This window comes from Enterococcus gallinarum NBRC 100675 (assembly GCF_001544275.1).
Classification (GTDB): domain Bacteria; phylum Bacillota; class Bacilli; order Lactobacillales; family Enterococcaceae; genus Enterococcus_D; species Enterococcus_D gallinarum.
The window spans coordinates 1-25,896 of sequence record NZ_BCQE01000034.1; the positions used below are offsets into that span (position 1 = coordinate 1).

The window sequence follows — 25,896 nt, forward strand, 5'->3', positions numbered from 1 at the left end:
AAAATACTTAACCAATGTATATGGACTATCTATTACTATCACAGCTATAATTTTCGCTGTTTTCCGATAAAATATAATTGCACTAATTATCATGAATTATCATTTTCTTGCCCCTTTTTTGCCCCTAATATTATTGTTCTAAAAAATAACACTTTCGGTTAATAAACGATTTTATTGTTGAAATGTTTTTTTCTTACAATATTTTCTGATACAATAAAAGAAAAAGTGAGGTAATAAAAAAATGAAAGTAGGTCTTAGAAAACCAAGTATTAAAAAAGGTTTGAAAGCTAGGACTACAGGTAAAGCAAAACGACAAATCAAAAAAGCTATCATACCAGGATATGGAAAAAAAGGGATGGGTTTTGCTAAATCACCGATAAAGTCAACGAAAGCAAAAATATATAGAAAAACTACGTTTAGTATATGGGACATTTTCAAATAGTTTTAGGGGGATAAATATGAAAAAGATTAGTATGGGAATTTTTACTGTATTTACCATTTTTTTACTTGCTGCTTGTGGTAATAAAGTTAAGACCGAGGATTTAAAAGCAAATGATTGGATAGCAGAAGCTTCAAACAAAGAGGAGCCGAATATGATTATATCTTTCTCTGATCATGTCATGTCCGTTTCGGTTGATACCAAAAGCATGAAGTCAAGCGCCAAAGATGAATGGGAAAAATTAGGAGAAGAATTTGCTAAACAAATTGTAGATCAACTAAATTATAAACTTGAATATTCTTTAGAAAAAAACACAATTAAAATTCAGGATACAGAAGATGATAACGCCTTTGTTTACTATACTGTTTCTAAAGAAAATGAGAACATAGTCTTGACGCCTGATGAAAAAAAGAATAATGATTCTTCTGACGCACAAAAACTTATCTTAAAACCCTATACTAAAAAGAAGAACATAGAATCAACTACCTCATCAACTAAAGAAACAACCTCATCATCAGAAGATGCAGCTACTAAATTAGATGATATAATTAAAACATTTACACAACAGTCACTAGTAGTTTACCGGCCTAGAGATATGACTAAAGAGGATTTCGGTATCGCTCCTATGTCGGCTAAAAGTGCAAAAATATTTTCTTTAATTGAAACCGATAACGAAGATGAGCAGCAAAACGCTCGCTTACTAACTTTTGATAATCTAGATGACTTAAAAGCGACTAAAAAATATTATGATGATCTTGGAAAAGATTCAGCAATGCTGTTCTCCTACACTGCTGTTAACGAAGATGAACTAGTATTGATGCAGTTTAATGGGCAACTACCGCAAGAATTGGTGGAAAAATATGCAAAGGCAGCTTCTTTGGAATTAACAGAATCACCATTTGAATCTACTACTGCAGAATCGCAAACTTACTCATCAGAAAATGAGACTATTTACTCAGAAGAAAGCGTCCAGCCTGTTGAAACACCTCAAAGCTCTCAAGAGAAAACTCCTGAAAGTAGTGTTCAAAGTCAGCCCGTCGAAGAATATACGACTGTGCAAGAAGGAGAGGGGCCTCCTCAGATAGCTGCACGTGTTGGAATATCCGTTGAAAAACTGTATGAGCTCAATGGCATGGATCCAAATAATTTTATGTTATATCCGGGCGATACATTACGAATTAAATAAAAATAACCGTGCATTAACACGGAAAAAAGATAGAAAGAAGATGAGTAAACATGTCAAAAAAGCCATCATCAAGACCTGTGTCACATCCTAAAAATGGAGAAAATAGGGGGCAACAAAATCCTACCCCAAACAAATTTGTAAAGAGTCCCCCGCCGCCACCTAAGAAAGATTAGATTGATAAAAAAGGAAATAATGTAATCTATTATCGAAGTCAATCAAGTGTCGAGTCGTATTTGGTTCTGGATCATTATCTTGCTCATTAAACATTTTTTCGACCTGTTCGTAGCTATATTGAGTTATTTCTCCTGGAGCAACTAGAGACACTTGATTTTTCTTTTCTATATCGGTTATCCACCCTTCAAGATAACCTTCCCCAAGTCTATTTTTATCAAAGTCAAATATATACACAAATGTCGAGACATTTCCTTTAGAAAAAAGCCGTTCTTTGGGTGTTTGATTATCTACTTTGGGCTTTTTTAGTATTTTCATTCTAAAAATATTTATTGATTCCTTTAACATTTTAGCAAGGAATGGGTATACAGAAAAGTTAAGAAGCATACTTATCAATACAGTTAACAATACTCCAAAAGAAAGTTGCCTTATAAAATCTGTTATTGCTAAACCTTCCTCAGGAAATGAGAAAAGTAAAAGGAAAAGGGCATAATTTATAATTGAAAAAAACAACACATACAGAATTTTTTCGTCTTTTTTCTCTTTATCTTGTCGAATAATTTCTAATTTCTCTAAAATAATAAAATTAATAAAACCTAATCCACCTGCTGATACAAAAGAAGTTAGTAACATATTGAATATTTTATATACACTTTCTGCATCCATTTTATTGTCTCCTTGCGTCCTAGATTGTATTAAATTCATTCAATTATAGCATATCTCTATGTATAAGCCCGCAAAAGCGGGCTATTTTTGTTTACCATGGCAATTTATTGTTGTTCAATGCTCTTTGCAATGCCCTAACCATATCGGATTGCGGACTGATAATACCATCAACTGTGGTCTTCAACGCACGTTGCATGGCTTTAATCATCTCTGTTCCACACAGTCCATCAATTGCCCCCTTATAAAATCCTTTGGCTTTCAATCGTTTTTGCCATGTACGAATCAGTGTGGATCCTTTTAGTGTATTATCGAATTGTGCGGCATAAAGGTTCTTGTTGCACGCCTGCCGGTATTGGTGGCTAATTTCATCATCTGGTGTGATACCTTCGTACTGCATCGCTTTATTGGCAGTACTTGGGCCAAACATGCCGTCTTCTGGGATTTTATTGGTACTTGGTTTTGCAGATGGGGTACTCGGCTTAGCTGCTGAATTAGAACCGCTAGTCTTGCCAAACACCGCATCTTTGAACCGTTCTAGCTCACTTGGTTTCGCTACCCATGGAGCTGGGCAGTTCTTGCCAGTAACATCATAATGTCGCCAAATCTTATTTCGAGTGATATTTGGATATTTTGCGATCAGTTCTTTGACAGCTTTAACAGTATTCTGGAATGTTTTTTCAGTGATATTTCCATTTCTATCCAAGCACATCTCCACGCCAATAGCACCATAATTAGCATTGCCAATTTGTGAATACAAAGGTTTGTAGATAGATCCATCTGAATTGTATCTAACCGTATCGTTTGCATGGTAAGCGACCTCATCTAATGGAATGATACAAATAGCTTCATTGTCATCTACAAACAAGTGAGCGGAAGCATAAACGCCATTCAGATTATTGAAGTAGTCTTTGTGATTGCGAGCGGTACCTCCGTTGTTAGCCGTGTAATGCATGATAATTCCTTTGATACCATAGTTCTTGATTCCTGGACGAGAAAACTTATTGATTCTGATATATTCATATTTGATGAAACTCATTTATATCATCCTTTCTAAATTAAAAAAGAGCAGCCAATTGGCTACTCCTTCTTGTCGGTAAATTCTTGGCCGTCACCGTAATCTGGATCATCTTTACTATCCAAAGATTGAGTTTCGGATTGTCCGTCACCATAATCGATTTTAATTTCCGTTACTTTAGGTTTTGGATTTTCGGTACTATCTTGTAACTTAGACAGTCTTTCTTTGACCCAATTTGGAATTGGCACACCTAATTGACCTAAGTTTTCCGTGATTGAAATTCCATAAACCGCGATATAGAAAAAGACGAATGCAGTAGCAAACGTCTCAAGGTTCATAATCTTTAAATACGGATAGGCAATAATTACCAAGCAGACCACCAGCATGTGTTTTACAATACCAAGCAATCCTTTTGTGCTATTAGCTTCCTTAACGAAAATGCCCTTGCACAATCCTGTAACAATATCACCTACTACTACCCATAAGAACAACTGGACATATCCATTTGTCAGCAACCCTCGAAATTCATTCAGTAACACTCCATTGTCAATAATCACCATATATACCACCTTTTCTATAATTTAAGCATAATTCTTTCATTCTAATTCCCCCCAAATGAACATATGCCACCTACTTTCCTAAAATATAATTCACAACACGACTAGCCCAAAAAGCAGACAACCGATGATGATTGTCCGCTAAAAAACAAATTTATTTGAGTATGCTTAATCCGTTTCGCTTGCTATTACTGCCCTTTGTACAACCAAATTCTCCAAAGTGAAAGCTGTGCCTTGAGTCACTACATTATTACTATTTCCTCTTTGAACCACTGCAACATAGTAGTTACCAGAAGTAGAAAGCGTGAAAGGTTTTAATGAATAAAAAACAGGCTTTCCAGTAATAAAACTATTATTTTGGATATCTATATCATGAGAATACACAGCGCTCATAGTTTCGTCATAAATAACGACAGCTAGGTTTCCCACGCCGTTTCCAAGGACTCTAGCAAATACGCTTAATCCAATAACATAATCAATACCTCCAATAAAGTATTCTTTAGATGTACGCATATACATGGATGGCGGTAGGCTTGTACTATTTTGATATAATCTCAATCTAAACTTATTTTCATAGTAGTCAAGTAAAACTGAGCCATCAATAGGTGACAAAGTGAAAAGCTCTTTTTCGAAAGGATGTTTGAAATACTTTCCCAAGGCATTTCCTGTTCCAAGAGTGACTTGATTACGCTTATATCTGCCATTTGCAACAAATTTATTGCCAGTAACATTCTCACGGTATAATATCTTTAGCGCTTCAATATTCATGCTCAAACTAAATTCATAATTTACCTTAACAAAATTACAATCGGCATAGTTTCCGCCAAATTGTACTGATTGTGGTAGGTAAAAGAAATTTATTAAGTAATAAGTTGAGCTTACTGCTTGCTCTGCAGAACCTATAAAACTATTATTTTTGATAGAAAAATTCTGGAAATCGTTAATCCCAAGAGTTGTATTTGATATTTGGATATAAGGATACGTTACCTCTTCACAACAAGATTCTAAATAATTGTTTTCGATAACCAAACTTCTTCCACCGACTCCATAAAACACTTGTCCTGACATGCCTTCGATTAAGCTGTCCGTTATACGAACGCTGTGCGACTGTAAACAACGCATAAAATGTTCTCTGTGTTCAATAATGCTTTTCGAAATTGAAATATCGTATCCAATGTCACAATTCAAAAACCAGCCAGATCCACCAACGATGGTACAGTCAGATATATAAATTGTTTGGGCATAATTATATTTTTCATCCGACCCTCCCGCATAAAATAAAGTGTCTACATTATAAAAATTACACCCATTAAAATACATCCGGATCATATAACCAGCGTTAAAAATAGTTGTTCCTGCTCCTTCAACAGATTCGAAGTGGACTCCAGTAAAACGAATATTACCGCCGTTCCTAGAAGTTGAGTTATGAAATAAAAAGCCGCTTGTATTTTTTGTTATCACTCCTCTCCCTGAAATTTCAATAATATTCCTCTCGTCGATAGGTCTTTTAATATCTATAACCCCATTAATACTGCAGTCTACGTTTACGTTCAATTTTATGTTATTAGAAATAGCAAAATCCATTGCTATCTGAAAAACAACATCATCGTTTGTTCCATTAGCCCCGAAAGCTCCAAGTAATATTTCAGAATCAAAAATTGGTCGTAGTTTCTGTTTATCAGATAATTTAATCCATCCATCTTGTGTGATTTTAAATTCTTTGCCTGAATCAATCCATGTTTCCGTATTATCAATAGCAACCGCTTGATATGAGTATATATTACCTCCTGAGTCGCCCACATTATTAAATCCTTGCAAATAAACAATCTGATCGTTACTCAGCATATATTTCCCATTGATATAATCCGTCACGGTCTTTGGAGATACGTCAGCTTCAATACGCTTTGAGACAGAAGCAAACGTTTGCCCTTGAGCATTTGTTCTTGAAGCAATGAGTTCGCTTAATACAACACCACCGGGGTCAACGGATTCAATAATTTCTTTATTTTGCTCTACAAACTCTTCCCAGTCGGTTCTACCAGACTCAATATATTCATTGAAAAGCCTAATTAAATCCTCAATCGTCCATACATATGTGGATCCGTCTTTAGTTACCTCTTTAATGCCATCACTATAAATACTTTTTGTAACTTCATAGATGAAATCACGAGTAGAAAATTGTTGCACCCACGTGTGGTCATCAGTCATTTTTCTAAAACTGAAGTACCCAGTTTGACGACCTAAAATCTGCCAATCTTCAGGCCTGAAAGTATATTCTAACTGACCATTTTTAGGGTCTGTCATTTCAAGTTTATCTAATTTTTGTTCAATAATCCCCAAACCAGGAGTTTGTCCAATTCTAGCACAGAAGAAAACTTGTAGTCCTTCATAAGATTTCGGGATTGCATCTTCCAATATTTGCACAACTAGTGTCTGTGTTTCTTCATCTGCTTGTCTGATTTTTAGTAACCCTATATTATTGTTTGGTTCGCTTACGTTAAGTGTAATTGGGTATCTAACCGCCAAAACTATCACTCCTTTATATATAATTGTAGCAAATTTAAGTATCTGCTGGTGGAATAACGATTGATGATATTCCAGCCGCGCTCGTATATGAACGATCAAATTTCCCTACTATCATTCCTAATTCAGTATTTTGCTCGTATGTTTGGATTCGTCCATTTTCTAAACCTCTAATAACTCCAGTATGTCCATAGGTATCGTCAACTCCTCCTGGCCAACCAGCCCAAGGTGCACCACGTGCAATATTAATTATTGCTCCTACCTGTAACTGTTCATAGGTTGGATTCTTGATTACCGTCCATCCAACAGCAGCCCAATCATAGGCAATACCAATATCACTAGCAGCGGCGGTACTTCCCACTCCAGTTAAATGACTCATACCATATTGCGTACCAGCACCAAGACCACATCCACCCATATAACCAGAATACTCTGCGGATAGTCCATAACACTGTCCATTGCCGATTCGTCTACCTAATAGATCTTCTAGATGTTCCAGACCTCGATTGGTGGTCACACCATCGAAAGGGATATAGGTTTTATCCGTCAGCTTCAGTGCATCAGCTTTTTCATTTCTGAACCGATTTTGAATCCCTTCGACATAAGCAGGCGCAACCATAGAAGCCGCATTGGTGACAATATAATCACAGACTGTCGTAATAAATGCCGCATCATCCCACCGATTTGCAAATTGTTGAGTAATGGTTTTAAAGAAGCCATTTGAAACAGCGGCAGGATACCAGTTTTGAATCGAAGCAAGAATGCCAAGTGTTCCAAGCCATTTTTGGCCATCGTTGAAATCAACGCTCGTACTTGCTTTCAATCCTTCGATTGCTGGTTTCAATTTTGTGCGACAGAAGTATTCGGCTTGCATTCTTGTAAATTGTTTATCATTCGCATTCCCATAAGCAGACCATGAGTTGTTAAATTCAGTCGAGCCAACAGAACCCACTAAAGCACTTCGTGCATCCGGATAATATTTTGCCAACCATGCCAAGAAATTGTCCATCTCATATACTTGCGTGAAAGAGTATTTCCCATAGTTCCAACCCGCACCATCATCTAATGGTGGATGATAATAGCCAGAACCACGATCACCCATTTCGTATTTTGCAGTTAACGCAAGGACTCTAACAAATACATCAGACAATGTTCCGCCTTCACCAGGACCAGGTCCACCATTTTGACCAGGAATAACCTTTTGACCATTAATTTTAAGCTCACCGCGTATATCCATATCACCTGACAAAGTAATGTTTCCGATAAGTCTTATATCATCATCAATAATATACATACCTTTGTTTTTGCCTAAAACTAAGCCTTTTCCTTCTGATGAGGAAATTAGCACATAATCTCCACCATTATCTAGCCTTAGTTGCAACGCTTTTCCATCCATATCAGCCATAATGGGTTGACCATTTTCTGAACCTACAACTAAATTAGGAAAGGGATTTCCAGCTGTACCGATAGTTCCTATTGACTTCGATCCACTCCAGAACTCCATCCCTCTTTTAGTCAATTCCATGATTTTGAGATCATCATTCCAAAGTTGCAAAGTCCCAGATACCATTCGTAGTAAATCACCCATACCATTGAATGAGACTTCCATAATATTCGTACGAATCTTTCCAGCTCGAATAAAGTCGGCATTCAAAGTTCCATCTATCCCCCATGCATTTACAAAGGGGCCAAGCCAACCAGTTCGAGAAAATCCTAAGCCTTTATGATTAAGTGCAATTACATCTTTTGCAGTGTCCCGTGAATCAGTATCCATATAATATGTGGTATGTGGCTTATTCTTGGGGTATTGCAAAACGCTACCGCCCTCAACACCATTGATCAGGTTGGTTACATAATCGACAAATTCAGACATGTAACCTTTCTTTGTCAAGGTTTTGATAGTCTCTTGCAGCTCATAATTTTGTTTGGTGTAAAAAGCCATCTGGGCGTCGCCCGCATAGATTTTTTTGTTTTTCTCAGTTAAGGAATCGTACACAACACTCGTGATTTTTGTGTCAATGTGGATGTCATAGAGCCTGTGGTAAACCGAAAAAGTATCAAATAATCCATAATTTTTGATTTTAGCAAATTCTTTTGCTTCTTCGGAATCAGTCAGCTTTTCAATTTCTAACTCAATGCTGATTTTCGGTTTGTCTGAACCCGGATTGATAGACTTAAAATAATTTGCAGCAACTCGATTTAAACTAGCTAAATCTTTTACCCCTTGTTCTTCTGTAAATTGAATATGTTTAGCGTAAACATCCGGATAATTGGTTGCTAATTCTGACATAACTGCATTTCCATAAATCCGTTTAGTCGTTCCATCCTCGCTATTTTGCAAGTCAGCATAGGGCAACACCTTCGTTACGATACTTGACCAATCAAACTTGATCTTCAATCCATTTAAATCTTTTCCGTATCGAACAGTCCCGACATTATCTCGGCCTCGTCTTCTCAATAGAGAGAGTTTAAACGGTTCTCGTTTGATCTCTCCGCCCCAATATTGAACCATACTTCCTTGTTCTCCTGAAATACAGCTCAACACATTACGGGCTTCAAAAACTGTGCTGGAAGTAGTTTGAATATCAGAAAATAGTTTCACATCACTGGGTTCATCCATTCCATTTTCAATAGCAGCCATTGCTTCTGCGCCATTTTTTGAATCGATCTCAACATGACGCACTTCCCGATTTCCAATTTTATACGTACGTGACTGCCCATAAATCAATATGGTGTTACTTATGGTGTCTTTATAGGTATTCTTGATCTCAAAGACATGATAATCCTCTTGATCATTGGGTTTTGCTTTTATTTGGTACCCATTCTCAAAATAATCCGAAAATCTGCTGATTAATGGGTGCTCAATTTCCACTTCATATTTCCCATTTGCTTCTTCGGTCACATCACAACGACTTGTATCAATCATAATTCCTAACCCATTATGACTGAAATCCTTTTCGAGCGGATCATATATTCTAGGTTTCAAACTTTTGTCCACCACCTTGGCATCAAATTAAATTCCTTTACATTGCCTTCCCATCTAATCGTCGTCAACCCGACTGGCAAACTTGGAAAATCAATAAATTTGGTTTTATTATCCTGACTCTCAAGAATCCCATCAACAATGCGATAAGATTCTTCTAGTTGAGAATCGATGATTATTTCATTACCAATATTTGTTAATTCAAACTTGTTATTGTTAATCCAAAAAGAAATATCCCCCGAGCCTAAAATTTGAATTTTAGGCTTCGAAGGATAATGTTCGTTATTGTGTATTTTCGTTTCATTGCTCAACCATTTAAGCCCTGTTCTTGACTGCTTGAAAGGACGTAAGCTGACTGTGAACTCAAATGGTATCCAATTAGCGTCTTTATGTGTACCCGTAAACACAGGAGGACTTACTACAATCGCTTGATAGATATACTGCGTATCAAAACTGTAGGTAAAATCAGAGTAATTTGACATATCTAACCAAGACCGAATACGGTCCTCTAAATGCGATACATCATCTACATTATCCGCTTGTGCATTGCAAAGGATTTTCCATTCTACATTTTTGTAGTAAGCAAAATCAACCACAACCGAATCATTGCCGGGCCTTGGTTTGAGCTCTATAACACGTCCTGCAGAAAGGCGTTGTGGTCTAGAACGTAAGTAAGTATTGAACCCTTCGCTATCCAAGCCATTGATTTTAAACTGTCCTGGTCTAAATACCATTCAATACGCCTCCTTTAGGTGCATCTTCTCTATCCTTCAATTCCTTGATGAATTTTACAAGTTTTTTAGCCATATCCATCAATTGGAAATCTGTCAATTCACCTAGCGCTTGCAAAGTGATATTAAAGGTGTCGCCTGATTTTCTATTTTCATTGCCATTTGAAAAATCATCCGTGACAGCTTCCGAATTCACCACATTCGGATTTATCTGACTTAAATCTACATTTGCTCCTAAACTGCTTGTGTCAAAAGTTAGTTTATTCGCTGCGTCAGTCAGTGCGTCTTGCATAGTGTAAGCATCTTGCTCAATTCCGCCTGCAATACCACGAGGAATCCATTTACCAACAGCGTCTCGCCCCCATCGTGAAGGAGAGTGAATACCAAAGAAACCAAGAACATTATCTTTGAAACCGCCAAGAACCCCTTTGGCTGCATCCCATAGACCTCCAGCAGCATTGCTGATCCCTTGGCCGATCCCCCTGATAATATTCATACCGACTTCACCCCAATCCACAGAAGTGAATTCATCGATAAAGCCTGTAATTAATTTCCACCCAACATTTCCTAATTCAGAAAGGTAGCTTAGAAAGCCGTCAATAACTGCTATCATAATTTGTGGTATTGCCGCCACAATAGCAATAATGATCTGTGGTAAATTCTCAACTAATGCGATAAACAGTGTCACCCCTGCGCTAATTAGCTCAGGTGTTGCATCACTAAACGCACGAACCACTGAGGTTATAATTTGAGGAATGGCTTTAACAATCGCTTGAATGATCGTTGGTAACGCCTCTACCAAAGCAACTAATAACTGTATACCTGCTTCAATGATCATCGGAATAGAACCAATAAAGAAACTTACCAAACTATTGATAATAGTCGGTAACGCTTGAATCAACATAGGTAACGCTGTAATTAATCCTTGTGCTAAACCTACAATCAATTGCAACGCCGCATCCAACAGCATAGGTAAATTATTGATCAGTCCTTGCACGATTGTTATCAATGCTTGAACTGCTGCCGGTATCAAGGTTGGTAAAGCTTGTGCGATACCTGTAACCAATGCTGTAATAATTTGCATGGCTACATCAATAAACAATGGTAGATTGTCAACAATCGTCTGTACAAGGCTCAATAAAGTATCAACCACTACAGGAATCAATCCTGGTAGTAATGTTAACAATGTTTGCAATACTTGATTAAACAGATCAGTAACCGCCGAGAGTAAAGTTGGCAACAAATCAGCAACCGCCGTGAGCAATCCATTCAATAGTCCAGGTAAAGCAGATACAATATTTCCCAAAACGGGCGTAATATTTTTTACAACATAACCAAACTGTTCAACTAGGTTATCAACCAGTTTACCTACGTCAGCGTCAGCATTACCCATTCCAGCTAGGAGATTTTGCCACGCTGATCCCATACCAGCAAGCGATCCGCTGATAGTTTCGGTCGCTTCTTGTGCTGTAGTCCCTGTGATCCCCATTTCTGTTTGCATCACGTGGATGGCTTCTGTGACATCAGCAAAACTAGAGATGTCATATTTAATGCCAGAAATCTTTTCAGCGTCGGCTAAGAGGCGCTTCATTTCTTCTTGAGTACCACCATAGCCGAGCTTTAGGTTATCAAGCATGGTATAGTTTTGCTTAGCGAAACCTTGGTAAGCATTTTGGATACTACCTATGTCTGACCCCATTTTATTGGCGTTATCGGACATATCAGTTACAGCTTGATTCGCCACGTCTGCTGCTTTTGAGGTGTCTCCACCTAGTGATTGTAGCAAACTAGCACTAAAGCCTGTGACGGTCTCCATGTACTCATTTGCTGATAGACCAGCTGTTAGAAATGCATCATCGGCGAATTTTTGCACCTTTTTAGATGCATCACCAAACAACGTATCTACCCCGCCTACAAGCTGTTCATAATCGGCATATGCAGATATAACTTTTTGACTTAGTCCGACTGCAGCCGCTCCTGCTACACCAGCCGCAACCGCCATACCAGTACCGATTACTTTCAGCCCGCCGCCAATTTTGCTGAACATGGAGGTTGATTTTTCGGCTTTGCCTGTTGTTTCGTCAATGGCATCATTTGCTTTTTGGTTATCAGCATCGATAGTCCCAAACATTTCAAAGACATTAAACGCCAAAGCCATCACCTCCCATGTCTTCTAGCATTGCTAATGCATTTTTAGCGGCTTTTTGAGCCTCTGTTTCTACCTGCTCTTTTGGTTTAGCACTCTCAACAATTTTTTGTTTGAAATCACCAAAAGAATCGGTACGAAAAGGATTGGATAGATAGATTTGCCATAGTTGATCATCAAATTCACCATCGAATAGCACGGAAAGAAATTCGGGCAAGTCTTTCCACTTGATCGTGGACAACAAAAAAGAGACATCGTTATATCTTTTGAATAACGTGTCCCTAAACTTATGCATGCCACCGTGATTTTGAATTAAAAGAGCAATTCTAACGCTTCTCGTAATTCCGGCTTTAAGAAAAAATCCTTCACCAGCAATCCGTAGGTAACAATATTTGTTTTTCCAATTTCTTCAGGTGTTTTCCCAGTCAAATCTGCTAAAAGGCCATTTAGTTCAACTTTAATTTCGCTAGAATGGCTCATGATGAATTTCACTGCCTTAGCTACTAAATCAAAGCTTTGTGCTGAGATATCTGATTGGATAGCTTTCACTTGTTCTGTAAGTGATTCTTGTTCACCCTCAGATTTTTTACTGGCTACCAGTGCCAAACCTTGCGCTTTTTGAGTTTGGATTTTAGCAGCATCTTTTTGTTTCAAAAATTCAGTAACTAATTCAGTGACATTCAATATTTGCACAATTTCGATTACTTTAAATAAATCATTGGCTTGGAGTTCACGCATGGAATACCCCAACAGCCGTTCTTTGATTTTATTGTTCTTTTCAGCCGCTTTGATTTCAGCATTTTTTTTCGCAGCATCAATCTGTTCGATGTTTAATTGATCATTAGTTTCACTCATTTGGCTTTTTCCTCCTCTGGTGCACCGTCTACTTTTTTAGTTGTTTCAACCGATGCTTTCTTTGATTCATCGGCCTCGATTGGTTTAATTAACACTTTTTTCAGTTTGTTATTCTCAGTAGATAGTTCTTTGATTCGTTTTTTGTCTTTATTAGTGTAAATATCACCTGACCAATATTTAACCCCTTTTTCAATAAATGGATAAACTACTTTGTATTTCAAATGTACTCACCCTTTCTACGGCTCTAATTCAGGCTCTTTGGGAATTAGGATCTTGACTGGTAAAGAGGTAGTAGTCACATCGTCCATTGGCGTACGAGCAGCAAATGTCAGCGGATAAATCGCTTCTGCTTTGTCTTTCACTTCAAATTCCAATCCAGAAGTGCAGATAGCAAAATCCATGATGATAATAACTGGCTTATCCGATCCGCTAATTGTGCCGATATAACCAAGATTTTCAATGTAATCTGATTCTTCAATTTTCTGCTTAGGAGTGATCACATCGTATCCGGCTGGATATTCCGTGTCATCCGATTCTTCCACATCAGCAAAAAGAGCCATCTTGACGTTATCACGCGTGTGCTCAATGACATTCACTTCAAAGGTCCCTTCGCTTGATTCGATCATGTCGCCGCCTACAGGTGTGGTGAATACACCATCAACTTCCACTTGGCGTAGATTATTTTTAAGTGACAACTTAGATCCGCCGCTTGTTGCACCAAGGAGATTATAGGTCCACTTTTTAGCCGTAGCATCCCAGGTTAAGTTCCGAACTAACGCACCTGCATTTAACAGGTAGCGCTTGGGTGTATCAGCAGTATAGCCGCTTTTAGGTAAAGTCTCGCTAGTAATTGCCATTCTAAATCCTCCAATCAAATTTGGCATAAAGCCTTATATTCCGACGTTGCAAAGTGTCTGATCCAGTTGGCACATCATTGTCTGCATCATACTGTATCTGAACCAAAAACTTATCTGTCACTTGATAGAAAGGCTCATTGTTAAATGATTCCATCATCGCTGACAATGCTTTTTCGATTGCTACGTCACTCTTGTTGTTATCAAATAGATCAATATCAATGTAAAATCCTTGCCCTGCAAAATGAGTGGGTTCACCAGTCAGAGAAAAGGTTTGATAAGGATATACAACAGTTTTATTTTTGTTCTTTAGGTAATGTGTTTCGGGGACAATCACACTGAAAAGCCCCGTTAAATAGTTAATTACATCAATACGTTGGCTCATCAGCTAAATTCCTCCGAATATTTCTTTTGCTAACGCTTCTATTTGTGATTTGTTTTTACGAAAAGCTGGACGTAAATAGGGTTGGGGTTCTTGCCCCCAAGTGAAGAACCATTCCCCACTTGGATCTTGATACACCCAACCACCTTTACGTCCCATTCCATTTTCAGCAAATTCACCAGTTCCCATTTCCACATAAATGGCATACTCAACGTTTGTTCCTACATATCCGATCAATTCCGCCTCATCAACAACATAATCAATGGAATTCCTTAGTCTAGATGTATGAACAGCCGCTAATGCTAAGGCTTGACCTTCAACTAGCATGCATGCTTGAAACAGCCATTGGATTGTTGCTTGTTTCAAAACTTCTTTGGCTTCATCGGAGTGATCAAGAAATTTCATCAAGCCCACCTCTTGCAATAAATCTCAAGGTGATCAGATAATTCCATCACATCATCGACATAGGTTATTTCGTATACAATGCCTGACCTTGGGTTAAGAATGCGATCGGTAGATAAGATTTCAAAGCTTGTATCTTCTGTTAAAAATATATGGCTAGACGTTGCCAGAAGGCTATTCTGATATGTCTGTTCATCAGAACCCGTGATCATATCCAACCAACCTAAAGGCTTGTATACCGTTTGCCATTTAACGATAGGCTGATTCAATTCATCTTTTTCACCAGTTTCCTGTTCACGTCTGATTTCAAAGGGAAACATCGAATCACCTACCATTTCAATAGCTTGTATTTGTTAATGAAAGACATTAAAGCAGCTGGATAGCCATTGACCGACTCGCCGCTGTTCTGATCATAGTAAGTCTCAGACATTCGAGAAACAGTCTTGGATTTCAATCCAACTTTATCGCGCATTTTAGCATCATAGGTCAAAAGTTTTCTAACCCCTGACAATATATCTGCCGGATACTCAATTTTAGTTAAAAACGCATCTGGATCTGTCACAGTGAACAACCTAGGGTTTCCTTCTAGATTAATAAGTTGCCCATCGATATTGCTCACAACATACAGACCATCGTTCCACTTACTACCTGAAACTTGAATAGTATCTTCTGCCCTAAGGCCTTGGATATCACCCAAGACAGCAATAGTTGTTTCGTTTTCAAATCGTATTTGTTTATAACGAACCTTCCGATTTTGAAAAGGATTATTAGTCAGCATCCGAATTGATTTTTCGATACCGTCTAGATCCTCTTGCGTCGCATCAGGATAAATCTTCTTTGCATCTTCCAAGGAAATGATCATAAGTCTGTCTCCTCTCTAAAGGAAAGAGGACAGCTTATTTGCCATCCTCTTTTTTTGCAGCAGCATCAGTTGTATCTTTTTTTGATTCTTTGACCTGCTTTTTCAATGCTTTGTTTTCAGCTTCCAGTTTGGCAATTTGCTTTTCTAGATCAGCTGTATTGACTTCCTCAGGCTCTTCTTCAACGATGAAGCCTTTTTCTTTGAATCTAGAAATCAACCACGGATCATCAGTTTTGCCGATGCCATGTTGAAACATGACACCAAAAGATTCACCAGTATAGGATTTATTAGGCGCTTTGATTTGCATGATTTATCCTCCTATCTAACCTTCAAGTTACGCAACACGCCAGCTTTTCGTGTTTGCTTCAGTGCTACACCAGCAACCATTTCTACTTCGCCTTTTTTAACTGCACCAGGCGTTGTGAAATTAGGCATATAGGCTGTAATACCAGCACTTCCAAGTGGTGTAACGCCGTGGAACCCATCTAAACCTAATGATACGGCGTATAGGTCAGTCAAGCCGCCAACTGTATCTTCGCCAATCGTGCGCTCAACGATTTCAACGATAGGATCCGTTTTCTTGGTAGTGGCATTGTAGAAATAGCCCAAGTCAACTAATGGGATATTGTCATATCCGCCAACTTTGTTACCAAAAGCATCTTCAGTGCGTGTGAAATAGCCTGCTTGACGTGCAACAGACTGAATCATGTTGATCAACTTGTTATTTCCAAGCAACATTGTTGGTTTGCCATCTAATTCTGACAAGAAATCATCCAATGTTTCTAAAATTTTGTATTTAGTCATGGTTACATCTGTTAAGTCAGTCACTGCATCAGTTCCCAATTCTGTAGATGAACCTGTCAACATTTTATCTAAACCATCAAAGCTATCCGCATCAACTGCAGAGTCACCGTTGATTGCAGTGTAGTGGAACAGGTTTGCAGCCCCTTTAATTTTTTGTTCCATTTGGAAGGCTGATTCATTTAATTGACCAGATGTGTTTTGAATCACACGGTCAACTTCATATGATCCGCCAAAAATTTTCAATTTAACAGATTTGTCTTGGCGATCCGCTTCATTTGGTGTGTATTCCGTATTGATTTTACGGAAGCCTGCAGTTGATGGTGTTTTCAATTGAGTGTATCCATAAACCAGTGTAGATCCACCAGTACCAGGGGATACAGCATCATCGAACGTCAACTGATCTAACAGAAATGAACTACGACGGAATTCGTCAATTGCTGATTGGATAATTTTGTCTTGCATGGTTGCTTTTGCTTGTTCTAATGTAACTGGCATAATGTATGCCCTCCCTTAACTAATTTTGTTGTTCTTCCATTGTTTGTGCCATTGCTTCACGAATAGATGTTGGTTCATTTTTAGACTGGTGTCCTTCTCCTGGTTTCGCATCAATCCGTTGAAACCCACCTAATTTGTCCTTAGCAGCGTCTTTATCTTTGTCATCAGACTTATCTTGAAAGTAGTCAGGCATAGATTTTTGTAAATCTTTTACTCGACTATCTAGATCTTTGACCTTGCCATCTTTGTCTAATTCTAATGAACCTAGTTTAAATTTGGCATAGTCTAAATCCTTAGTACCAGCAGAACGTAGTGCAGATTCCACTTGGGAATCAATTTTCAGTTGGTTATTTTCAGCTTCAAGAGTTTGCGCCTTTGTTTTGTAAGTATCAAGCTCTTTCTGGATATCCGGATTATCCTTTGTCTTGTCTTCTAAACTTTTGATTGTGTTCTTGGCTGTCTTCAAACTATCAGAAAGATTGTTGTATTGATCTTTAGGAACAGCATTCTTGGGAAACTCTTGATCAATTTCCTTATTAGCTGCGTCTAAATCAACAGTGCCATCTTCCTTACGATGCTTTTCTAAAATACTTTTGATCCATTCCATGTTCTTTTCCTCCCATACCATTTATATAGCGGTCGGTTCCGCTTAGGATTTTCGGATATACTGCCGAATACAGTGTGAACCAGTTTATAGCGTCATGATTCAGGACAAAATAAAAAGGCCTAATCTATAATCAGGTCCTTAGTCTTCAGATGACATAATTTCGTCTAATTTACCGCTTTGAGCAAACTCAATCAGTTTTTCCAATGTTTGTACATCTACTTTGTATTTTCCAATAATTATAGTTGGTTCAAATGGTTGGCCCGCTGTAATAGGTGTGCCATTAATAAAAAGACTTGGTTTCTTATCTTTTGTGCCAGCCTCGGTTTGATTCATTTTCCTTCCTCCCAACTCTTATACTCTACTGTAGCGCCGTTTGTTTCATACCATTTAACTGATTGCTGCAGGTTGGGCAACGTGTGGCTGATCATAGCAATTTTCAAAGTCGATTCAGTGAAAGACTCAATAATTTGTACACTCACATGGTTGCCCTTCCATACAGGTTTGATCTCCGAAAGTGTGACATCGCCGTTTGAGTCTTTCAGTTCATTTTTAACAAAATATCGACTATTTTCATCTTCAATAGCTTTTTTGTATACCTCAGCAAGATTGCTGGGTACTTTCAGTGTTAAAACTGCTTCGTGGAAGTCCTTCATGCTTATTCCTCCCTCTTACTATTTATCCATTCTTGGTAATTCTTATAAGCAGAAACTTCACCAGTTGCATTGTCACGCCTCAGTTTTGGCTCATATCCTTTGATCACATTGACTGTACGGCATCGACAGTTGCAATCCTCACTAGCAATACCGAACATATGTGGCTGCAAAGTTTTCAAACCGCCAACTTCAAAATATTCATCGATTGCTCGGATTTGACCATCCAATTTCCGATGATTATTACGTGTATCGCCGTCTAGTGTTGATACCCACTTTTTCTCAGCTTTTATTCCAAGTTCTTTGGCATGCTGTTGTGACTGCTGGCGAGTGACACTTGTGACACGCCCTGATTCCGTTCGAGCGATATTCATGGCTCTTCGATAATTGGCATCACCGATTTCAGCTATTTGAGCAGCCATTTTTTGAGTTGACCACCCTTTACTAAAGCCCCTTGTAAGCACTCTGTTAAGGTTCTTCTTCATCTTGGAAGAATTACCCTTTAGACGAGTTGAAAGCTTCCTACCTGCAACTGGTGTATTGATTATGGTAGCTATTTGTTTTTCTGTCAGCATAGCAAAGGAAAGAGGTATTTTCTCGCTCATTTCGAACTCGTAAAAGAGTTCGTTATAAGCAGTGCTGGCATCATGAGCCAAAAAATCAAACATACTTGTTTGTTGATCCCCTTCAAGCTGATTCGCTTTCGCATACATTTGACTACGAATAGACTCAAGGCGCTCCTTTTGAAGCTTTTTACTGAATTTATCGTCTTTTTCAATTTGTTCGGCTAAGGCAATAATTTCTTGGGTAATTTCATTTGCTAAATCTTTGTAGAGTTTTTTCAGGTCTTTGGTAATATTGGCTTCCGACCTATTTAGTAGTGATTCTATCTCCTTCTGGTACTTCGACACCTGGAATCACTTCCTCTTCATAGTCTTGTTCATCCAACAACTTTTGGATTTCTTCATAATCAAGATCGAAGACTTCGCAAATGTATTTGAGTACTGTTTCATCATCCAAGCGGACTGCAGCATTCAAGATATTGTCAATTTCGAGCTGTTTACGCTCTGCTTTGGTTTTCTCACGTTCTTCAACTTCTGTTTCATCGACCATAGTGTCACGAGTAATTATGATTTCAAGGTCAGATGTATCATAAGCGGTGCTGTTACGCTGGTTGATATCTGCAACTATCAGTTCAAGCATTTGTTTTATGATCTTACGCAAGCGGATTTCTGCTTTATTACACTTTAGATCTAGCAAGGTGTATCTAGATTGAATAACCACATTGGTCACATTGCCATCACCGACTTGCGAGGAATCAAATCCCATGCCGAATTTGTAGATACCCTCTTTATCAACCGTCAGTTTGGCTTTGCGGGCCTCCACTGGTATATTGACAGTATGGACATCAAGACCACCGGTATCACCAACACCAACTGCTCCACGCGATCGTAGGTTATTGATCAATTGTTCATAACCGTCACCATTAAAGCCTTTGACAGCAAAAAATGGCTGATCAAAATCCTGTAAGTTATTTGACAATGCGCAGGCCATTAAATCGTAGTCATCAATCAATGGTTTAATTGGATCTAAATCAGTAGTTTGGTATTTATTATTGTCATATCGCAGAAAGGGAATAAAATCAGCAACGCCAAGCGCATTCCCAATTGATCGCCCGTATGCTTCTTTGGTTTCAGGGTTCAATCTTGTGTCATGGTACAAAGGATTGACCGCTACCTTAGGATCAAGCTTAAAGCTTTGTAAATAGCCGCCTTCGCTGATGAAGTACCAGACTTTCTCGCTATCCCACAACTCAGATCGAGTAACACGCACCGTCTTGCCATCTTGGTAGATGTCGGTATCGTAGTATCGGATAATAGCAATTAAATTGTAATCTGCATCATAGATTTCAATTACTTTTAAGCTATCAGCCACTTGAAATGACAAGCGATCCTCGCCTAACTTCGTATAAACGAATTCATAGCCCTTTTGGCTACCGCCCTCAACCAATTCTTGCAGCATCAATTGAAAATCCTCATCGATGTACTGATCAAGTAATTCTTGTAGTCCTTTTTGTTCTGTCTTGATTTCAACAGGATTTGATAACAAGTATTGGACCTTTTGATCAATAAGCTCTGTCAGATAGCCATGCGGTATTTTGATATTGCTTCTTGATGTTTCTTCGTGTACTTTGCCTTCGTTATCAACATAAAACAGCCGGAAATGCAAAATATCATGTTTGTATTTGTAATAATCGACGCCTTTGCGCATTTTACGCTTATAGCTTGCTGTGCGATCCGAATTCACAGCTTGTTTCACTGCGGTTGCTAAAATCTTAGGGTCCTGAGATAAAAAATATTTTGGATCCAATGATCAATCACTCCTTTCATCTAATATAACCATCCATCTGGTTTTAGTACGGTATAACAGAAATACCTAACAGCATCCATAGCATGGTCATTTTGCTTAGTAGGTTTATCTTCTCCACGATTAACAGCTTTCACATCCCAAATATAGGCACTAAACTCTTTCAGAGTGTTAATGCAATTTGGTGCGAAAGCTATTTTATCTTCATTCAAAAGAGAACCAACGAATCTTATTCCGTCAAGAACATCGTTATTGGCTTTTCTGATGAAGTATCCATATTTTCTTAATTCAGCAATAAAAGAAGCTGCTGAAGGATCAATGATGATTGCCTTTGGTTTTATGCCACAAAGAAACTCCACTAAATCAGTAGCAAACTCACTATCAGTTTTTTGCTTCTTCTTATCTCTACCAGAATAGTAGTATTCTTTGACACATACCCATTTTCCGTCTTTGCTCTTTTGCCACATTAAAAAGACGGTTGCATTTTGCGTACCATAGTCAACACTCACGTAGGTTTCGCCAGTTGCAAGATCAATTTTTTTTTTGTACACATGTTTCGCTTGATCAAACATATCGTAAATAATACCCTCAGCTACTGTCCAAAGCCCGAGAATATAGCGTTGGTAGAATACGCCAGAATACATGTTGCGATATCTTTGCTTAATTGTTTCGTCCAAACTAAGGTTGTCATCCATGGTGAAATGGAGATATACCAGGTTCTTTTCTTTGAGCTTATCGATCCAATTGATCTTGAACCAATGATATGGTCCATCAGGGTTGCAGTTAAACCAGAATTTTGACCCTTTTTCAGAACAACGTCCTGTCGCTTGATTTACAAATGATTCTGGCATAAGCGCTACCTCATCAAAGAACATGCCAGCTAATGTAATACCTTGAATCAAGTCTTGCGATCGTTCATCTTTACCGCCGAAAATATAGAAGTAATTGGTATTGCCTTTTTTAGTGACTTCCAACATATTGTCAGCACGATGATCTTTGTATCGATATCCTCTTGATAGAAGCATGAGTTTTAACCAAAAAAGAACATTCCGCCGAAACGAGCCGATTGTCTTACCTGCCATACCAAGGTTCTTACTGTCAAACGTTGACATAGCCCACATGACATATGATAAACACATTGAAATAGTTTTGCCTGAACGAATAGCGCCATCGGCTATGATTCCATCTTTGTCTTTGACAGCAGACTTCTTGGTCCACCATGTAAGAATCATCTTCTGCTTTTTGCTGAAAGGTTTGAACTTGAATACCGCCTGTCTTACTCTTCTGGCCATAGTTCTTCACCTTCAGCTTCCAATGCTGCCAAGAATCCGTCATCTTCTATTTCTTCTGGATCCAAATCATCAATTTGCATTTTAAGTCGTCTGATCTCTACATCTAGTTTTTCTGATTGGCGATCCAATAGTGTTCGCCTATTTTCATTCAAGATGATTTCATTCATCTGCTTAACCGCTCGTTGCAATTGAGCACTGACTCTAGTCAACGCCTCCTCAATGGACAGTACGTCTTCAATCTTTCGAAAAGAATGTTCCTTCATTTCTGTCAAAACCAAGTCAGGAACTTCAACTTGAATTTTTTGACCTGACTTCTTAGATTCCACAAGTGTTTTTCTGCCACGTAATTCGTAAAGCTTTTCTAGCTCCCTTTCGTTTAACCCCGCTTCTGCGTCAGCAATACGCTTCATCATTCTTCGCTGCCTTATTTTTAACAGCCGGACCTCTTCTGACATAACAAAAAAAGGATCATCATTCAAATTCGAATAAAGATCCTTCTCTTCTTCAGTTAGATAGTCCGCAAATATGGTTTCATATTCACCTGTTTTCAGAGCATTTTTATTGCCTGATGGCGGAGACGCCTGTTTGTTCCCTTTGTTTCCTTTGGCATTTTGATTTCCTGGCGGTGCGCCACCTCGATTGGTAACGTTACTTTTCGCATTGGTAACATTACCTTTCAATTCTTCTGCCCATTTATCCTGCGATTTCCATTTTCTAATCTGAGAATCAGAAACGCCAAGTTCCTCAGCAATATCCTTCAAAAGCTTTTCGCCATTAGATTTCATCCAAATTTCTCTTGCTTGATCCCTTCTGGGGTCTCGTTGCCTAGCCATTCAAAATGCACCACCTCACGATCACTAATTAGTTGAGTTTTGTTTTCTCATTCTCCATTTTTCGCTTTATCCCATTCAATTTTTAAATACAAACTTATGATAATGGAGAACTGATCTATAGCTTTGTGATACCCTTTGAGTTTTTCATCTGCTTTATTACGAGCATTTTCGTTATTATCAAGTTTCTCTTCAATTTCGTAATAATTACTTTCATATCCTTCTTTTGGAAAATAATCATAACTTGTAGCTCTTTCCCCATTATCAAATTCAACTTCTTCTTCAGGAACATATTTAGTAATTTCATTTTGATCAGATAAGAAATTATTGTACGCTTTTAACAATTGCCGCTTGTTCTCTATAGTGACTCTATAACTATCGTTTCTGAAATTATCGACTAATACATCAACACAACTTCTCAAATACTTGTTTTTTCCTTTGTTATCATCGTTCTTTTCGATAATACTTTTAGCTTTTTCACTAAACGTAATACCTTCATCTCCAAAAGATACGTCATTAGAAATATCTTCAGTGTCATTATAACTAAAGTACAGTTTTAACAACTCTGAAGCTTCTTCTATTTTTAACCATTGTTCATTGTAGTCAATTTCTTTTTTTTGTAAAGATAATAAGAGAGATATTAAATCTGAAGACTTATGACGCACTTCATTGATCCATTCTATTCTTGCTTTTGCTTTTAAATTTGCGTCTATTTGTTGTTTTGCTATTTTCCTTTGTGTGTATATATTCATAATTACACCTGCAAACACAAGGCCAGCAGAGATAACTGAAACAGTAGCTGAAATAGCTGACCATACAATCTCTCCATTTGAATCATAAAAAATATCTGGTAACATTTTATTACCTCCGTTAGTTTTAATTTAATTATCTACTAACTATCAATATCTTTCAACATAAGATCAGCTTCAATCAATACTTTCAAATCACTTACAGAATTGAGCTTAATTTCCCCAGATTGAAGGTTGGACAGCCATTTTCCAAGAGCAACTCGAATAATTCTTTTATACTCATCAACCGTTTCAGCTCTCTCCTCTGCCTTTTTTAGTTCATACTCAAAATCAAAATCTTCTGTTCCCATTGTGCAAGCACCCCGCATTAGATATAATGCTAAAAGATACAGAGGGTATCGAAAGACCACGCGTGGGCATTCTCTGTATCTTCGGGGAGCGATCCTCGTGGAAAGGGTCGGTGTTAGCGCACCGGCCTCTTTTTTATTTATAAGCTCCTTTCAAATGACTTCGTTGCAAGTTCCCAAAAGTAAGCTTTATAACCTAGTTTATTAAAACTGCAGTTTTCCCGGTAGCTTTCTCCCATCGATCGATGATCACATCACAAAAAATCGGATCAAGCTCCATTGTGTAACACGTTCGCTGCAATTGATCGCAAGTCATTAACGTACTTCCGGATCCTCCAAAGAGATCCACAACTATATCTTGACGTTTCGAGCTATTTCTCACCGGAATTGCAATTAGAGATAGCGGCTTCTGTGTTGGATGATAGTATTTCATTGCATCATCTTTAGCAATTTGCCAGATACTCACATCCGGGATATCTTGGATCAAATCATCTTTCCAGACAGTGGTTTGTTTTCTATCACCGTACCATTCAGGTGCCTGATTTCGCTTGTGTGCATAAAACACAGGCTCATGTTGCCAACGGTATTGACTCCATCCAAAGGTCGCATTGTTCTTGACCCAAATACACTGTGATCTAACGTCAATTTCTGCAGCATTCATCGCATTTTCAAACTCACGTTGGTATGACGATCCATGAAAGACATAAATCGCCGCTTGATCATGCATGAGTTGCGCGTAATTAAGAAAGACTTGCTCTAAAAAGCCCACGAATGCATCGTGATCCATGTTATCGTTTAGAATTTCCCCACGTCCGGTATTTGTTAGTTCTTCGCTTGTAGATTTAACTGCAACGTTGTAAGGCGGATCCGTTACAACTAAGTCTGCTTTATTTCCTTGCATTAAGCGATCAACATCAGTTTGATCCGTCGAATCTCCACAAAGCAAAAAATGATTACCTAGTTGCCATAGTTGGCCACGTTTTGTTTTAGGTTCTGGGTGGTCTTCAATAAACTGATTCACATCAAAGTCGTCTTCAACAATTGGTTGATTAATATCTTCTTGATAATCAAAATCCGCAATTAAATCGTCAACTTCTTCAAGATCAAAACCACTTAAAGAAACATCGTCTTCACTTAGCTCTTTTAAGAGAATAGCTAATTTCTCTTCATCCCATCTGCCGGAAATCTTATTGAGAGCCAAATTAAGGGCTTTTTCCTTCTCAAGGTGTAAATCTACGATTGAAACTTCTATCTCGTCAAATAGGCCCAAATCTCGCGCAACAGTGACACGTTGATGGCCACCAACAAGATGTCCTGTACGTACGTTAAAAATAGGCGGATCGACAAAACCGAATTCGATGATTGATTGTTTCAGTTTTTCGTATTCATCCATTCCTGGAGTAAGATCTATCCGTGGATTGTAATCTGCAGGCTTAAGATCAGTGAGCTTCATTTTTGATATTTTCATAATTTCCTCCCAAAATAAAAAAGCCTCTAGTTCAGAGACTTTTATAGAAATCCTTTTACATAAATTCCGATAGAATCATTTAAATTAATTCCGAACTTTTTCTCAAAATTCTGGAAAGCTTTCATTTTCTTTTCGTAGCTCTTGGCATTTTCGATGCGATCATAGGCTTTTCTCCACTCCGAATTATTTTTAATTTTAGTAGCTAATTCTAATGCATTCATCTGATCAAATCCCTTCGTCTTATGTTGGTAACATGTTACCTCTGATCCGCAACGTATGTGTTAAAAGAATTGATTAGTATCTTATGAATTTGATGTGAAGAACAAAAAGACAGCACTAGCGAATTTCGAAAAGAGGAATCACCTCCATCAAATTAATATGCTGTCTTTTTATTCAACTTAAGAAGAATGAGCGATGAGGGGATTTGCCCCCTTTCGGTTTTTAGGATTTTGTGAGTAGTCCAATAACCGGCTCTCTTAATCTTTTTGACAATATCATAATAACAAGATAAATGA

The 25,896-nt window shown here is 38.1% G+C and carries 28 protein-coding genes and 2 pseudogenes; 2 read left to right on the forward strand and 28 right to left on the reverse strand.

Annotated features, from left to right (window positions below; genetic code table 11):
• Window positions 1-241: 241 nt before the first annotated feature.
• On the forward strand, window positions 242-442 hold the full coding sequence (locus EG2_RS15620; RefSeq protein ID WP_060815338.1) for a hypothetical protein: 201 nt from the start codon (window positions 242-244) through the stop codon (window positions 440-442).
• A 1,033-nt stretch (window positions 443-1,475) separates the two neighbouring features.
• A pseudogene (locus EG2_RS19985) lies at window positions 1,476-1,625 on the forward strand (LysM peptidoglycan-binding domain-containing protein); the annotation flags it as partial.
• 159 nt (window positions 1,626-1,784) lie between these two features.
• On the opposite strand, the gene EG2_RS15630 reads toward EG2_RS19985, so the two are convergent.
• From EG2_RS15630 to EG2_RS15765, 28 genes and pseudogenes are all read right to left on the reverse strand, one after another.
• Complete coding sequence (locus tag EG2_RS15630) at window positions 1,785-2,462, reverse strand: hypothetical protein (protein ID WP_029487072.1); 678 nt, start codon at window positions 2,460-2,462, stop codon at window positions 1,785-1,787.
• 91 nt (window positions 2,463-2,553) lie between these two features.
• Complete coding sequence (locus EG2_RS15635) at window positions 2,554-3,498, reverse strand: peptidoglycan recognition protein family protein (protein ID WP_082709582.1); 945 nt, start codon at window positions 3,496-3,498, stop codon at window positions 2,554-2,556.
• A 170-nt stretch (window positions 3,499-3,668) separates the two neighbouring features.
• Window positions 3,669-4,037, reverse strand: a pseudogene (locus EG2_RS15640) (phage holin family protein); the annotation flags it as partial.
• A 165-nt stretch (window positions 4,038-4,202) separates the two neighbouring features.
• Window positions 4,203-6,560: a BppU family phage baseplate upper protein gene (locus tag EG2_RS15645; RefSeq protein ID WP_060815340.1), complete on the reverse strand. Its 2,358-nt coding sequence runs from the start codon at window positions 6,558-6,560 to the stop codon at window positions 4,203-4,205.
• A 34-nt stretch (window positions 6,561-6,594) separates the two neighbouring features.
• A complete protein-coding gene (locus EG2_RS19805) occupies window positions 6,595-9,543 on the reverse strand; it encodes a phage tail spike protein (RefSeq protein WP_060815341.1) in 2,949 nt (982 codons plus the stop codon).
• Window positions 9,540-10,274 (reverse strand): phage tail protein, encoded by a 735-nt coding sequence (locus EG2_RS15655; protein ID WP_060815342.1) that lies wholly within the window; start codon window positions 10,272-10,274, stop codon window positions 9,540-9,542. Before EG2_RS15655 ends, EG2_RS19805 begins: the two co-directional genes overlap by 4 nt.
• The gene (locus EG2_RS15660) at window positions 10,264-12,402 is read right to left on the reverse strand and encodes a phage tail protein (protein ID WP_409359866.1); all 2,139 of its coding nucleotides are present in this window, start codon (window positions 12,400-12,402) and stop codon (window positions 10,264-10,266) included. Before EG2_RS15660 ends, EG2_RS15655 begins: the two co-directional genes overlap by 11 nt.
• Before the next feature lie 10 nt (window positions 12,403-12,412).
• On the reverse strand, window positions 12,413-12,712 hold the full coding sequence (locus EG2_RS15665) for a hypothetical protein (protein WP_156424250.1): 300 nt from the start codon (window positions 12,710-12,712) through the stop codon (window positions 12,413-12,415).
• A 17-nt stretch (window positions 12,713-12,729) separates the two neighbouring features.
• A complete protein-coding gene (locus tag EG2_RS15670; protein ID WP_060815345.1) occupies window positions 12,730-13,272 on the reverse strand; it encodes a hypothetical protein in 543 nt (180 codons plus the stop codon).
• Window positions 13,269-13,493, reverse strand: a complete 225-nt coding sequence (locus EG2_RS15675) for a hypothetical protein (protein WP_060815346.1) — start codon at window positions 13,491-13,493, stop codon at window positions 13,269-13,271. The genes EG2_RS15670 and EG2_RS15675 overlap by 4 nt, the downstream gene beginning before the upstream one ends.
• Window positions 13,494-13,508: 15 nt before the next feature.
• A complete protein-coding gene (locus EG2_RS15680; protein ID WP_249024298.1) occupies window positions 13,509-14,129 on the reverse strand; it encodes a hypothetical protein in 621 nt (206 codons plus the stop codon).
• Between the two features lies 1 nt (window position 14,130).
• Window positions 14,131-14,511, reverse strand: a complete 381-nt coding sequence (locus tag EG2_RS15685) for a hypothetical protein (RefSeq protein ID WP_060815348.1) — start codon at window positions 14,509-14,511, stop codon at window positions 14,131-14,133.
• A gap of 3 nt (window positions 14,512-14,514) precedes the next feature.
• Complete coding sequence (locus tag EG2_RS15690) at window positions 14,515-14,913, reverse strand: HK97-gp10 family putative phage morphogenesis protein (protein ID WP_060815349.1); 399 nt, start codon at window positions 14,911-14,913, stop codon at window positions 14,515-14,517.
• Window positions 14,913-15,230 (reverse strand): head-tail adaptor protein, encoded by a 318-nt coding sequence (locus EG2_RS15695; protein ID WP_231455590.1) that lies wholly within the window; start codon window positions 15,228-15,230, stop codon window positions 14,913-14,915. Before EG2_RS15695 ends, EG2_RS15690 begins: the two co-directional genes overlap by 1 nt.
• A gap of 8 nt (window positions 15,231-15,238) precedes the next feature.
• The gene (locus tag EG2_RS15700) at window positions 15,239-15,772 is read right to left on the reverse strand and encodes a hypothetical protein (protein ID WP_060815351.1); all 534 of its coding nucleotides are present in this window, start codon (window positions 15,770-15,772) and stop codon (window positions 15,239-15,241) included.
• A gap of 34 nt (window positions 15,773-15,806) precedes the next feature.
• Window positions 15,807-16,079: a hypothetical protein gene (locus EG2_RS15705; RefSeq protein WP_051661462.1), complete on the reverse strand. Its 273-nt coding sequence runs from the start codon at window positions 16,077-16,079 to the stop codon at window positions 15,807-15,809.
• Window positions 16,080-16,090: 11 nt separating this feature from the next.
• Window positions 16,091-17,071, reverse strand: coding sequence for a major capsid protein (locus EG2_RS15710; RefSeq protein ID WP_029487086.1), 981 nt, complete (start codon window positions 17,069-17,071; stop codon window positions 16,091-16,093).
• A 19-nt stretch (window positions 17,072-17,090) separates the two neighbouring features.
• Window positions 17,091-17,678, reverse strand: a complete 588-nt coding sequence (locus EG2_RS15715; protein ID WP_060815352.1) for a phage scaffolding protein — start codon at window positions 17,676-17,678, stop codon at window positions 17,091-17,093.
• 138 nt (window positions 17,679-17,816) lie between these two features.
• Entirely contained in the window at window positions 17,817-18,011 is a 195-nt protein-coding gene (locus EG2_RS15720; RefSeq protein WP_060815353.1) for a hypothetical protein, read from the reverse strand.
• A complete protein-coding gene (locus tag EG2_RS15725; RefSeq protein WP_060815354.1) occupies window positions 18,008-18,331 on the reverse strand; it encodes a hypothetical protein in 324 nt (107 codons plus the stop codon). Before EG2_RS15725 ends, EG2_RS15720 begins: the two co-directional genes overlap by 4 nt.
• Before the next feature lie 2 nt (window positions 18,332-18,333).
• Complete coding sequence (locus EG2_RS15730) at window positions 18,334-19,239, reverse strand: phage head morphogenesis protein (RefSeq protein ID WP_060815355.1); 906 nt, start codon at window positions 19,237-19,239, stop codon at window positions 18,334-18,336.
• A complete protein-coding gene (locus EG2_RS15735; protein ID WP_060815356.1) occupies window positions 19,199-20,698 on the reverse strand; it encodes a phage portal protein in 1,500 nt (499 codons plus the stop codon). The genes EG2_RS15730 and EG2_RS15735 overlap by 41 nt, the downstream gene beginning before the upstream one ends.
• A 20-nt stretch (window positions 20,699-20,718) precedes the next feature.
• A complete protein-coding gene (locus EG2_RS15740) occupies window positions 20,719-21,987 on the reverse strand; it encodes a PBSX family phage terminase large subunit (protein WP_060815357.1) in 1,269 nt (422 codons plus the stop codon).
• Window positions 21,972-22,820, reverse strand: a complete 849-nt coding sequence (gene terS, locus EG2_RS15745; RefSeq protein WP_060815358.1) for a phage terminase small subunit — start codon at window positions 22,818-22,820, stop codon at window positions 21,972-21,974. Before terS ends, EG2_RS15740 begins: the two co-directional genes overlap by 16 nt.
• Before the next feature lie 47 nt (window positions 22,821-22,867).
• Entirely contained in the window at window positions 22,868-23,674 is an 807-nt protein-coding gene (locus EG2_RS15750) for a hypothetical protein (protein ID WP_060815359.1), read from the reverse strand.
• A 35-nt stretch (window positions 23,675-23,709) separates the two neighbouring features.
• The gene (locus EG2_RS15755) at window positions 23,710-23,916 is read right to left on the reverse strand and encodes a hypothetical protein (protein WP_060815360.1); all 207 of its coding nucleotides are present in this window, start codon (window positions 23,914-23,916) and stop codon (window positions 23,710-23,712) included.
• 193 nt (window positions 23,917-24,109) lie between these two features.
• Complete coding sequence (locus EG2_RS15760; protein WP_060815361.1) at window positions 24,110-25,381, reverse strand: site-specific DNA-methyltransferase; 1,272 nt, start codon at window positions 25,379-25,381, stop codon at window positions 24,110-24,112.
• Between the two features lie 41 nt (window positions 25,382-25,422).
• Window positions 25,423-25,602, reverse strand: coding sequence for a hypothetical protein (locus tag EG2_RS15765; RefSeq protein WP_060815362.1), 180 nt, complete (start codon window positions 25,600-25,602; stop codon window positions 25,423-25,425).
• Window positions 25,603-25,896: the final 294 nt, after the last annotated feature.